The following is a 12,438-nucleotide window of genomic DNA, read 5'->3' as shown; positions in this document are numbered from 1 at the left end:
TTTTCAACGGTTTCACCCCAACCCGCCACTCGACTCCCCGGAGGACTCCCATGCGTAGAATCGCCATCGTCGGGGCCGGCCAGGCCGGCCTGCAACTGGGCATCGGCCTGCTCGCCCAGGGCTACCACGTTACCCTCACCACCAACCGCAGCGGCGAACAGGTGCGCGGCGGCAAGGTGATGTCCAGCCAATGCATGTTCAACAACGCCCTGCAGACCGAGCGCGATCTCGGCCTGAATTTCTGGGAGGAGCAATGCCCGGCGGTAGAGGGCATCGGCCTGTGCGTGCCCAACCCGGAGCGCCCGGGCGAGAAGCTGATCGACTGGAGCGCGCGCCTGGATCGTTATGCCCAGGCCGTCGACCAGCGCCTGAAGATGCCGGCCTGGATGGACGAGTTCGAGCGCCGTGGCGGCGAGCTGATCATCCAGGACGTCGGCCTGCCCGAGCTGGAGCAACTGACCCAGAGTCATGACCTGACCCTGCTGGCCGCCGGCAAGGGCGAGGTGGTCAACCTGTTCGCCCGCGACACCGAGCGCACCGTGTTCCAGCAACCGCAACGCGCCCTGGCACTGACCTACGTCAAGGGCATGATGCCCAAGTCGCCTTATTCGCGGGTGGCCTTCAACCTCATTCCCGGCATCGGCGAGTACTTCGTGTTCCCCGCCCTGACCCTCAATGGGCCGTGCGAGATCATGGTCTTCGAGGGTGTACCCGGTGGCCCGATGGACTGCTGGCAGGACGTCACCTCGCCTGAGCAGCATCTTGAGCGCAGCCTGGAGATCGTCCAGCGCTACGCCCCCTGGGAAGCCGAGCGCTGTCGCAACCTGGAACTGACCGACGCAGGCGGCGTGCTCGCCGGGCGCTTCACCCCAATGGTGCGCAAACCGCTGCTGCGCCTGCCGTCCGGGCGCACCGTGTTCGGTATGGCCGATGCTCTGGTAGTCAACGACCCGATCACCGGGCAGGGCTCCAACAACGCCGCCAAGTGCAGCAAGGTCTACCTCGACGCCATTCTCGCCCAGGGCAGCGCCGCTTTCACCCCGGAGTGGATGCAGCAAACCTTCGAGCGCTACTGGGACTACGCCGGCCAGGTGGTCAAGTGGACCAATAGCCTGCTCACCCCACCGCCCCCGCACATCCTCGAACTGCTCGGCGCCGCCGGCCAGTCGCAGGCCATCGCCGCGCAGATCGCCAACGCCTTCGACGACCCGCGCCGCTTCGCGCCCTGGTGGTTCGACGCCGCGCAGTGCCAGGACTTCATCCAAAGCCATATCAACCGTGCCGCCTGATCGGGAGACCGCCATGAACGATTCCACGCTTATCGCAGTCGACGGCGTCGAGCCGCGCAGCCTGCGCAATCTGCTCGGCCAGTTCGCCACCGGGGTGACGGTGATCACCACCCGCACCGCCGACGGACGCCGGGTAGGTATGACCGCCAACTCCTTCTCCTCGGTGTCGCTCGAGCCGCCCCTGGTGCTCTGGAGTTTGGCGCGTAGCGCGCCGAGCCTGACGGACTTCCTTGCCGCCAGCCACTTCGCCATCAACGTGCTGGGCAGTGACCAGCATGGCCTGTCCGGGCATTTCGCCCGCCCGGCGACGGACAAGTTCGCCGGCATCGACTGCGAAGACGGGCCAGCCGGCGTGCCACTGCTGAATGGCGCCATCGCAACCCTGGTGTGCCGTAACGGCACGCAGTACGAGGGCGGCGATCACCTGATCTTCCTTGGCGAGATCGAGCATTACCGACACAGCGGCGGAGAACCGCTGGTCTTCCATGCCGGGCAGTATCGGGTCGCCGTCGCGCACCCGGCCATCGCCCTCTGAGTCTGCCGCCAATACGACAATGACAGGAGCCTTGCATGTCTCAGATCCGCTATCTTCCGCTGGCCTTGGCAATTGCCACCAGCGGCGCTCACGCCTATGACCTCCCCGTGGTCAACCTGGGGCTGACCAGCTTTCTCGACGGTGGCTTACCGGCCGGGTCCGGTTGGTACCTGCAGCAGTATTTCCAGCACTACAGTGCCGATCGCCTGCGTGATCGCAACGGTGATCGCATCGGACTGCCGAAGACCGATCTCGAGTATCAGGTGGCGGTGACGCAGCTGAGTTACCTGTCCGATCTGCGCGTGGGCAACGCCAGCCTGGGCCTCAACGCGGTGCTGCCGATCGTCACCAGGATGGATGTCGACGACGGCCTGAACAACGCGGCCCTCAAGGCGCAAAGCGGCATGGGCGATCTGCTGGTCGGACCGTTCATCCAGTTCGACCCGATCATGGGCCCGGACGGCCCGCGCTTCGTACACCGCATCGAGCTGCAGGTGAACCTGCCGACCGGCGAGTACAGCGACAAGCGCGACATCAACCCGGGCAATAACGCCGTATCGTTCAACCCCTACTGGGCGGCGACCTACTGGTTCAGCCCCAAGTGGTCGGCCTCGGTGCGCGCGCACTACCTGTACAACTTGCGCAACGACGACCCCAGCTACGCCTTCGGTGACGTCTCCGATATTCAGGCCGGGCAGGCGCTGCACGCCAACGTCGCCACCGAGTACGCGGTCACCCCGCAACTGCGTCTGGGCCTAAATGGCTACTGGCTCAAGCAGATCAGCGACACCAAGATCGACGGCCACGAGGTATCCGGGCGCCGTGAGAAGGTCTGGGCCATCGGCCCGGGGGCGATGTACAGCTTCTCCAGGGAAGACCACCTGGTGGTCAACGCCTACTTCGAGCAGGACGTGGAAAACCGCCCGGACGGCAGCCGCCTGCAGGTGCGCTACATCCATCACTTCTGACCCTGCCCACCTGCCGGTGCCCCTCCGGCAGGTCTTTTTCTGCTGCGCCGTGCTGGCGCCTGTGATTTCCCGCTACCGGCCGCGACTCGGACGTGCCGAGGCTGGCCGGTGGCCCGAGCCGGAGAGCCTCGATGGACGACCATCCACTGATTTGCCGCACCGACCTCCAGGGGCGGATCACCTTCTGCACCCAGGCTTTCGCCGAGTACCACGGTTACCAGGCCGGCGAACTGTTGCAACGACCCTTCGCCCTGCTGCGCCACGCGGACATGCCGCCGGCGCTGTTCGCCCACCTCTGGCGCACCCTTGGTCAACAGCGCATCTGGCTCGGCCCGCTGTGCAACCGCCACCGTGACGGGCAAGCGCTGTGGCTCGAGCTGTACATCAAACCGGTGCATGGCGCGCAGGGCATCAGCGGTTATGGCGCGCTCTACCAACCACTGGACGAAGCGGCGCGGCAGCGTACCGAACGGGCTCTGGCGCGAGTGCGCCGCGGGCAGGCACCGGGGCGCGCCCTGCATGGTTGGTTGCGGGGCGCATGGCCCTGGCTGGCAGCCAGTGCGGCACTATTGGCCGGCGCGCCGCTACTGCCCATGGGCTGGGCCGAACAGGGCCTGGCCCTGGGCTGTGTGCTGGGTGCGGGGCTGGTCTCGCAGCGGCGCCAGGCGCGGTGCATGCAGAGCCTGCTGGAAGGTGGGCGAGCGCTGTGCAACGACCCCTGGCTGGCCGGTTTTCTCGATGATGAGCCGGTGGCCGGGCGTGTGGCATTGGCCCTGCGCAGTGAGGCACGACGCCTGCAGACGGCGCTTATGCGTATCGGCGCCGCGGGCGGCCAGCTCGAACAGCGTGCCGCAGAGGTCGCTCACCTGATCCGCCACGAAGCGGCGCGCCTCGATTTGCAACGCGACAGCAATCATCAAGCGGCCACGGCCCTGCATGAGCTGGCGGCGACCATCCAGGAGGTCACCAGCAATGTGCAGGGCGCCAGCCAGGGCACCGCGGATGCCAGTATGCAGACGACACACAGCCGGCACCTCGCCGCCCGTGCACAGGCCGCGTTGGGTCAGCTCGACGCGGCGGTGGCGGGCGCTGCGACGGCAGCGCAGCAAGTGGGGGCGGCGGTCACGGACATCACCGACTTCACCCGGCTGATCGGCGAGATAGCCGAACAGACCAATCTGCTTGCGCTCAATGCTGCCATCGAGGCGGCCCGGGCTGGTGAAGCCGGGCGTGGTTTCGGTGTGGTCGCCGACGAGGTGCGCCAGTTGGCTTCACGCACGCAGGTGGCGACGGGGCAGATCCGCCCATTGCTGGAACGATTGCAACAGACGGCCGAGCACAATGGCGAGCAGGCCGTGCGCTGCCAGGTGCTGACCCAGGACGCCGACGGTCAATTGCGCGAGATGATCCGTGGGCTGGCAGATGTGGACGACCGGCTGCAGGACGTCAATGCCCTCGGCCAGCAGATCGCCGTGGCCATGCAGGAGCAGGAGCAGGTCATCGGTCTGCTCGACGAGCAGGTGCAGGGCGCTGTCGCCGATGTCGCGCAAAGTGCGCAAAGAACCCGTGAGGTCGAGCGCCTGGGCACCAGCCTGCACGAACAGGCGGCGGCGCTGATCCAGCTGGCGCGGTATTTCGATCGTTGAGAGCGGTGGCGCCGGCCAGGGACGGCGCCGGAGCGATCAGCGCCGGGCTGCGGCGCTTTGCAGGAACTTCTCGCTATACAGGCGGGCGTCGCCCAGCCCCGCCTCGTCGAGCCAGCTACGCACCGCATCGACCATCGGCGGCGGGCCGCACAGGTACATGTCGAAGGGCTGCGCCGCCAGCGTGCTGCGGTCGAAATGCTCGGGAATATAGCCGCGCAGGCCGGTCCAGGCCGGCGTGGGCTGGCTGACCACGGGCAGGTAGTCGAAGTCGGCGATGCGCCCGCGGTAGTTCTCCAGACGCTCGCGCTCGCACAGATCGGCGTCCTGATTCACCCCGTAGAACAGCCGCACAGGTTGGCCGCAGCCGCCGCGCTCGGCCATCTCGTCGAGCATACCGAGGAACGCCGACAGCCCCGTGCCGCCTGCCACCAGCAGCAGTGGCCGCTCGATCTGGCGCAGGTAGAAACTGCCCATCGGCAATTTCAGCTCCAGGTGCTGGCCGACCTGGCAGCGCTCGCGCAGGAAGTTGCTCATCACCCCGTCGGGCAGCAGACGAATGAGGAACTGCAGGTGGTTCTGTTCGTTGGGCCGGTTGGCGAAAGAGTAGGCGCGCCATTGCTCGGTGCCCGGCACTTTCAGGCGCGCGTACTGGCCGGGCAGAAAGCGCAGGGTGCTGCCCTGGGTGATGGCATCGAGGTGGAGGATGGCGGTACTCGGCGACACCTGTTCGAGCGCCGTGACCACGGCCTCGACGCGCTCCAGCGAGTTGGCGTGGCACAGGCTGGAATCGAGGTCGAAGTAGAAGGTGGCATCCGACTGCACGCGGGTCTGGCAGGCGAGCATCTTGCGCTGCGCCAGATCACGCTCACTGAGGGCTTCCTCGTCGACGTAATCCTGCTGGTAGCGGCCCGCTTCGCAGCGGCCCTGGCAGGTACCGCAAACCCCTTCGCGGCAGTCCAGCGGTAGGCTGATGCCCTGGCGCAACGCGGCGTCGAGCAGCAGCTCACCGGGTTTGACCCCGATGAACAGTGTCTTGCCGTCGGCGAAACTAAGCGCGACGTTATGGCTCATGGCGTGCCTCCTAGAGGTGGTAGAAGTCGAGCACGGAGTTGATGGTGTCGTTGAGCAGCAGGACGTGCTTGCGGCTGATGCGGAAGTCGTCTCCGCCCAGCTCACGCAGGTGGTAGATGGCCTGGCCGTAGAACTGCTCGGAAATGCCGTGGCGGGTGTACAAGGTGTTCCAGCCAACCTTCGCTTCGAGCTGGCCGTCGTCGAGCCGCTGAAGGCGCAGGTTGCTGATCTGATGCAGGGTGCGTGGCAGCGGCGTAGAGGCCGCCGACTTGCCGGTGCGCAGGCGGAACACGCGGTCCTCCAGACCCGAGCGGTCGGCGTAGTAGATGTACGACAGGCCTTGCTGCGGGTCCTGCACGTACTCGTGCTCGCTGATCCACTGCGGCAGGTGGAACAGGCTGTCCTCGTCGAACAGGGCGATGTAGGCGTCCCAGTCCTGGGCATCGCAGAGCGCGGCTTTGCGGTAGAGGAACTGCTCCACCGCGTAATGCAGGTTCGGGTTCATGCGGACACCTCGGCAGGTTGCAGGGCTTTGTGCGCCAGGCCATCGAGCAGGCGCAGCTGCCAGGCGCGGTGCTGGTTGACGTAGAGGCCTTCGTGGGTGAATTCGGTGCCGGTGAGCACCGGCTCGATGCCCAGGGCCTCGCTGTTTGGCGTCGGCCCTTCGGCCCACAGGTGGTGGCCACGGGATATGTCGCTCCAGCGCTCCAGGCGTGCCTGGAAACCGCGCTGGGCCTCGCGGAATTCCACCAGATCGTCCGGCGTCCCCATGCCCGAGACGTTGAAGAAATCCTCGAACTGGCGGATGCGGCTGGTACGGTCGGCGGCGGACTCGCCTTTCACGCCGATGCACTGGCTGATGATCTCGGTCTTGTTCCAGGCCACAGGGCGCACGATGCGCAGCTGCGAGCTGATCTGATCCATGAAGAACAGGCTCGGGTAGATGTTCAGGTTGCGCAGGCGGTGCATCATCCACTCGGCGCGGGCCTGGCCGTATTCCTCCACGAGGCGCGGCATCACGCTGGCGTAGCCGGGGCGCACCGTGGGGTTGGGCATGTCGCTGAACAGCAGGCTGTGGCCGTTGTTGAAGGAGAACCAGCCGTCATCGGTCTCGGCATCGCCGGCGCCGAGCTTGCTGTAGTCCAGGGTGCTGCTGGCGCCGCCTTTCTCGGCGTTGACTTGTTGGCGGTGCTGCACGGTGGATACATAGTTGTAGTGCACGGTGCTGACGTGATAACCGTCCAGGCCGTTCTCGTTCTGCAGCTTCCAGTTGCCCTCGTAGGTGTAGGTCGACTTGCCCGGCAGTACTTCCAGTTCGCCGGTGGGCGACTGTGCCACCATCATGTCGAAGAACACCTTGGCATCGCCAAGGTAGTCTTCCAGCGAATCGCTACCCTGGGTGTCCAGGCTGACGAAGACGAAACCCTTGTAACTCTGGATGCGCGCTTTCTTCAGGCCGCGGGTGGCCTTGTCGAAGCCTTCCGGGTACTCACCCGGCGCCTTGACCTTCACCAGGCGGCCGTCGCTCTTGTAGCACCAGGCATGGAACGGGCAGGTGAAGGTGGACTGGTTGCCCTTGCCGACGCGGGTGAGGGTGGCGCCGCGGTGCTGGCAGGCGTTGATCAGCGCGTGGAGTTCGCCGTTACCGTCACGGGTGATGATCAGTGGCTGGCGCCCGGCGCGCATGGTGATGAAGTCGTTCGGCTGGGCGATCTCGCTCTCGTGGCAGGCATAGATCCAGACCTTCTCGAAGATCAGCTCCATCTCCAGCTCGAACAGCCCGGGTTCGGTGAACAGGTCGCGGGCGACCCGGTAGACGCCCTCGGCTGGGCGGAAGTCGAGGCAGCCACGAATGTAGTCCTGCCATTGGGTCACGGTTCTTATGTTATTCATCTAGGGCTCCTTTCGAGTGGTCCGGATCGACTCGATTGAAGCGCCAGTGCGACCAGCTATCTATCCATTTACTGCGAGGCGACTATCCGCTCTTGCGATTACCTGCACTAATTGGATAGAGGTTGCACCGGATGTCCATCGGGGATGGCAGGTGCCAGGTTCTGCGGCAGGAGCGAGCCCTGGTGGAAGGGGGCAAGAGGGAAAGCCGGAGCGATTTCAGGCCGATCTCGAAAGTAACCAGGCCGCGGTTCAGGGGCTGGCCTCACACTCTTGGGTGGAGGCCGCCCGCGTCAGTGTTCAGCGGCGTGTCACTTGGGCTGCAATTCCAGCAGCCGGCCACCGCTGCCATCCTCCAGCAGCCAGATGCTGCCATCCGGGCCTTGCTCCACTTCGCGGATGCGCGCGCCCATGTCGTAACGCTCGGCCTCGCGGGCGTCGTCGCCGTCGAAAGCGACGCGCACCAGCGCCTGGGACGACAGGCCGCCGATCAGCCCGGCGCCGTTCCAGCCGGGAAAGCGCTCGCCCTGGTAGATCACGAAGCCTGCCGGGGAAATGACCGGGTTCCAGGTGATCTTCGGGGCCTCGAATTCGGGGCGGGTGTCGTGATCGGGAATCGGTTTGCCGCCGTAGTGATCGCCGTTGGAAACCTCCGGGTAACCATAGTTTTCGCCGCGTACGATCAGGTTCAGCTCGTCGCCACCGGCCGGGCCCATTTCGTGCACCCACAGCTTGTCGTTTGCGTCGAAGGCGAGGCCGAGCATGTTGCGGTGGCCCAGCGACCACACTTGGGCGGCCACGCCACCCTGATCGGCGAAGGGATTGTCGGCCGGCAGGCTGCCGTCATCGTTGAGGCGCACCAGCTTGCCGAGGTTGGCCTTCATGTCCTGGGCCGGAGTGAATTTCTGCCGCTCGCTGGAGGTGATCCACAGCTTGCCATCCGGGCCGAATGCCAGGCGATGGCCGTAGTGCCCGGCACCGCTGACCTTGGGCGTTTGCTGCCAGATCACGCTCAGCTCGGTCAGTGCGCCGCTGCCGTCATCGTTGAGCTGCAGCTTGGCGCGGGCCACCGCTGCGCCGCGGGTGTCGCCGTCACCGGCTTCGGCGTAGCTGATATAGACGTACTGGTTGTTGGTGAAGTCGGGGTGCAGGATCACGTCGCCAAAACCGCCCTGGCCGCCGTAGGCGACTTCCGGTACACCGGCGATGTCGTGGCTCTTGCCGGTCTTGGGATCGACATGTTTGAGAACACCGCGCTTCTCGGTCACCAGCAGCGTGCCGTCGGGCAGAAAGGTCATGGCCCATGGCTCATCCAGCGTGGCGCGCGGCTCGGCGGTGAACGGCCATTGCTCCTGGGGCAGGGCGTCAGCCGCCTGTGCGCCGAGGCTGGCGAGACCGAGTGCGATACCACCGAGCAAAAGATGAACGGGACGGGTCATGGCGAATCTCTCCTGATAGCGGGCCTTACACGTTACCCGCCCGCCAAGGATGTAACAGGACGTTTTTGTTACCACGCACGTCAAACGATCTGCGTCGCGGCAAGGCCCCGCCAGCCGGCAACAATGCCACAATAGCGGCCTGCTACCGTTTCGAGCCCAGCCCTGCCTCCATGAAAATCCTCAGCCTGCGCCTGAAGAACCTCAACTCGCTCAAGGGCGAGTGGAAGATCGATTTCACTGCCGAGCCCTTCGCCAGCAATGGCCTGTTCGCCATCACCGGGCCGACCGGCGCTGGCAAGACCACGCTGCTCGATGCCATCTGCCTGGCGCTGTATCACCGCACCCCGCGCATGGACAAGGTCGGCGGCGAGAACGAGCTGATGACCCGGCACACTGCCGAATGCCTGGCCGAGGTCGAGTTTGCAGTGAAGGGCCAGGGCTATCGGGCGTTCTGGAGCCAGCGCCGTGCCCGCGACAAGGCCGACGGCGCCCTGCAGGGCGCCAAGGCCGAGCTGGCGCGGCTGGACGGGCAGATCATCACCGACAAGCTCAGCGAGAAACCCAAAGAGGTGGAGCGTCTCACCGGCCTGGATTTCGGTCGTTTCACCAAGTCCATGCTACTGGCCCAGGGCGGTTTCGCGGCTTTTCTCGAAGCCTCCGCCAACCAGCGCGCCGAGTTGCTCGAAGAGCTGACTGGCACCGACATCTACGGGCAGATTTCCCAGCGGGTGTTCGAGCAAACCCGTGAGGTGAAAACCGCCCTCGACCAACTCCGCGCCCGTGCCGAGGGTGTCGAGTTGCTGGGTGACGAACAACGCCGGGCGCTGGCCGACGAGGCGACGCAGTTGGCGGTCGAGGAGGGCGAGGCGCAGGGCGCGTTCGCCGAGGCTGGCCGCCAGCGCCAATGGCTGACCGACCTGGCGCGTGCCGAAGGCCAGGTGGCCGCTGCCGCCAGCCAGGTGGAGGTTGCCAGCCAGGCCGAGCGCGATGCGGTCACCGACCTGGCGCGTCTGCAACTGAGTGTGCCCGCCCAGCGTCTGCAGCCGCTTTACCAGGCGCGGCGCGAGGCTGGCCGTGCCCTGGCCGCCAATCAAGAGCAGCAACGTAGCCACCAGCAGGCATTCAGCCAGGCCGGTGAGCAGTCGCACGGCAGCCTGGAGCAGGCCGCACGGGCCAGCGCGGCGCTGGCCCTGGAAAAACGACAGGCGGTGCAACGGCTCGATGATGAATGCCAAGCCCTGGACGCCCAGTTGCAGGCCACCGCCGATCACCAGCGATTGGCCGCGCAGCTCAGCGGTTGGCAGCAAGCCTTCCAGGCTCGCGATCAGCTGCGTCAGACCCTCACTGCTTTGCAGGCGCGCCAACAGGCGGGAACAGACCAGTTGCAGCAATTCACCGCACAACTGAGTGGCCTCGCCCAATCGCTGCAGGCCGCCACCCAGGCCAGAACCGAAGCGGAGCGAGAGGCCAGCGAGGTGCAAGGGCGCTGGCAAGCCGCCCTGGCCGGTTACAGCGAGGCGCAGTGGCGTGAGCGCTGGCAGCAGGTGCACGCTCGCGGCAGCGCCCTGGAGCAACTGGCGCAACTGGCCGAGCGGCGCAGGCAATTGCTTCAGCAGCGTGAGCGCATGGCGGCCAGCTTGGCCCGCCAGCAACAAAGCCTGGTCGAGCAGGAGGCCGCGCGCTCGACGCTACGCGAGCGCTATCGCGAGGTGAAGCAGCGCTTGGCCGACCAGGAAAAGCTGCTCGAACAGGAGCAGCGCATCCGCGCGCTGGAAACCTATCGCGCGCAGTTGCAGGCCGACGAGCCCTGTCCGTTGTGCGGCGCCCTCGAACACCCGGCCATCGCCGCCTATCAGGCGCTGGACGTCTCGGCTACCCAGCAAGGGCGCGACGAGGCGCGGCAGGCGCTCGAGGCGCTGACCGAACAGGGGCAGAACCTCAGCAATAAGGTCGCCACCCTGCAGGCCCAGGTGGTGCAGAGCCAGGAGCAGGATCAGGAACTGCAGCGCCAGCTCGATGCCCTGGCGGCGACCTGGCAGCGCCTGGGGGAGGCACTCGACCCGCTGCCTGAAGACGATCAGGCCCTGGCCGCCGCGCAAACCCGCCAGCTCGCCGAGCACGTCGAGATCAACGCCACCCTCAAAACCCTCGATGGCCTCAAGGGTGAGCTCGAGCGCGCTCGGCAGAGCGCCAACATCGCCGGCCAGAAATACACCGCGGCGCAGCATCAGCAGGCCGCCATCGAGCATGAACGTGATCTCGTGGCCGCTGCTCAGCAGGCGCTGGACGAGCAACTGGGGGCGCAGAAGGAACGTTTGAATGCATCGCAGGCCGAACTGGCCGTGCAGCTGGCAGGCTTCGGCCATGAAGTGCCGGATGATGATGCTGCCTGGCTGGCCGCCCGCCAGGCCGAAGCCACTCGCTGGCAGGAGACGCAACAGCGGCGCCAGGCGCTGGCCCAGCAACTGCCGGCGCTGCAGCACCAGGCCAGTGAGGCCGACAAGCAGGCGCAGCTATGGCAGGCTCGCTGGCAGGAGGCAGGTGGCGAGCCGGTTGCAACCGACTTGATGGAACAGGCCGCAACACGCCTCGAAACGGCCCAGACTAGCTGGGAAAGCGCTGAACGGCGCTGCCTGGAGTTGCGCATCACCCTGGACGGTATCGCCCAACAGCAGCTGGCGTTGCGTGAGGCCGAACAGACGGCAGCGCAGCAGTGGCAGGCGGCCCTGGCTGGCAGCCCGTTCGCGGACGAGACGGCGTTTCTCGCTGCTTCTCTCGATGATGGGCAGCGCGAACAGTTGCAGGCGCTCAAACAGCGCCTGGAGAAGGCCCAGACCGAAGCCCGTGCCCTGCAGGCCTCGGCGCAGGCGCAACGGGCCGCGCTGCAAGCCGAGCCACAAACCGAACACGACGCCGTTTACCTGGATGAGCGGCTGCAGGCCTTGCAGGCGACCCTGAGGCAGCTCGGCCAGCGCCAAGGCGAAATCCGCGGGCAATTGCAGGGCGACGAGCAACGGCGGCTCAACCAACAGGCGCTGTTCGAGACCATCGCCCGGCAGCAGGGCGAATACGACGGTTGGCAGCAGCTCAATAGCCTGATCGGCTCGGCAGACGGCGCCAAGTACCGGCGTTTCGCCCAGGGCCTGACCCTCGGCCATCTGGTGCACCTGGCCAACGGGCAACTGCAGCGCCTGCATGGCCGCTATCAACTGGCGCGTAAATCCCTGGGCGAACTGGAGCTGGAGGTCGTCGACACCTGGCAGGGCGATGTGGCGCGTGACACACGCACCCTGTCCGGCGGCGAGAGCTTTCTGGTCAGTTTGGCGCTGGCCCTGGCGCTGTCCGATCTGGTCAGCCACAAGACGCGCATCGACTCGCTGTTTCTCGACGAAGGCTTCGGCACCCTGGACGGCGAAACCCTGGAGGTGGCCCTCGATGCACTGGACAATCTCAACGCCAGCGGCAAGATGATCGGTGTGATCAGCCACGTCGAGGCGCTCAAAGAGCGGGTTGCCGTGCAGCTCAAGGTCAACAAAGGTGTAGGCATGGGCTACAGCACCCTGGAGAAACGCTATGCGATTTGAATTTCTGGCAGCGTGC

9 protein-coding genes and 1 pseudogene are annotated in these 12,438 nt (G+C 66.1%); 6 read left to right on the top strand and 4 right to left on the bottom strand.

Annotated features, from left to right (window positions below; genetic code table 11):
• Positions 1-50 precede the first annotated feature (50 nt).
• The 5 genes and pseudogenes from BVH01_RS06775 (at position 51) to BVH01_RS06760 (ending at position 4,438) form a co-directional block, all read left to right on the top strand.
• Positions 51-1,289 carry a styrene monooxygenase/indole monooxygenase family protein gene (locus BVH01_RS06775; protein ID WP_075929608.1) on the top strand — a complete coding sequence of 413 codons (1,239 nt, stop codon included), beginning with the start codon at positions 51-53 and terminating at the stop codon, positions 1,287-1,289.
• Positions 1,290-1,302: 13 nt separating this feature from the next.
• Positions 1,303-1,824: a flavin reductase family protein gene (locus BVH01_RS06770; RefSeq protein WP_075929607.1), complete on the top strand. Its 522-nt coding sequence runs from the start codon at positions 1,303-1,305 to the stop codon at positions 1,822-1,824.
• 35 nt (positions 1,825-1,859) lie between these two features.
• Positions 1,860-2,792, top strand: a complete 933-nt coding sequence (locus tag BVH01_RS06765; RefSeq protein ID WP_075929606.1) for a transporter — start codon at positions 1,860-1,862, stop codon at positions 2,790-2,792.
• Positions 2,793-2,923: 131 nt separating this feature from the next.
• Positions 2,924-3,208, top strand: a pseudogene (locus BVH01_RS25130) (PAS domain-containing protein); the annotation flags it as partial.
• A gap of 177 nt (positions 3,209-3,385) precedes the next feature.
• On the top strand, positions 3,386-4,438 hold the full coding sequence (locus BVH01_RS06760; protein ID WP_371915587.1) for a methyl-accepting chemotaxis protein: 1,053 nt from the start codon (positions 3,386-3,388) through the stop codon (positions 4,436-4,438).
• Between the two features lie 36 nt (positions 4,439-4,474).
• On the opposite strand, the gene antC is transcribed toward BVH01_RS06760, so the two are convergent.
• The 4 genes from antC to BVH01_RS06740 all read right to left on the bottom strand — a co-directional run bounded on the left by antC (position 4,475) and on the right by BVH01_RS06740 (position 8,838).
• Positions 4,475-5,509, bottom strand: coding sequence for an anthranilate 1,2-dioxygenase electron transfer component AntC (gene antC, locus BVH01_RS06755; protein WP_075929604.1), 1,035 nt, complete (start codon positions 5,507-5,509; stop codon positions 4,475-4,477).
• Positions 5,510-5,519: 10 nt separating this feature from the next.
• Complete coding sequence (gene antB / locus BVH01_RS06750; protein ID WP_075929603.1) at positions 5,520-6,014, bottom strand: anthranilate 1,2-dioxygenase small subunit; 495 nt, start codon at positions 6,012-6,014, stop codon at positions 5,520-5,522.
• A complete protein-coding gene (antA, locus tag BVH01_RS06745; RefSeq protein ID WP_075929602.1) occupies positions 6,011-7,402 on the bottom strand; it encodes an anthranilate 1,2-dioxygenase large subunit in 1,392 nt (463 codons plus the stop codon). The genes antB and antA overlap by 4 nt, the downstream gene beginning before the upstream one ends.
• 308 nt (positions 7,403-7,710) lie before the next feature.
• Entirely contained in the window at positions 7,711-8,838 is a 1,128-nt protein-coding gene (locus tag BVH01_RS06740) for a PQQ-dependent sugar dehydrogenase (RefSeq protein ID WP_075929601.1), read from the bottom strand.
• Between the two features lie 170 nt (positions 8,839-9,008).
• On the opposite strand from BVH01_RS06740, the gene BVH01_RS06735 reads away from it, so the two are divergent.
• Complete coding sequence (locus tag BVH01_RS06735) at positions 9,009-12,422, top strand: AAA family ATPase (protein ID WP_075929600.1); 3,414 nt, start codon at positions 9,009-9,011, stop codon at positions 12,420-12,422.
• The last annotated feature ends 16 nt before the right edge of the window (positions 12,423-12,438 follow it).

The organism is Pseudomonas sp. PA1(2017) (assembly GCF_001945375.1).
Lineage (GTDB): Bacteria > Pseudomonadota > Gammaproteobacteria > Pseudomonadales > Pseudomonadaceae > Aquipseudomonas.
This window is presented reverse-complemented; position numbering and strand designations above follow the sequence as displayed.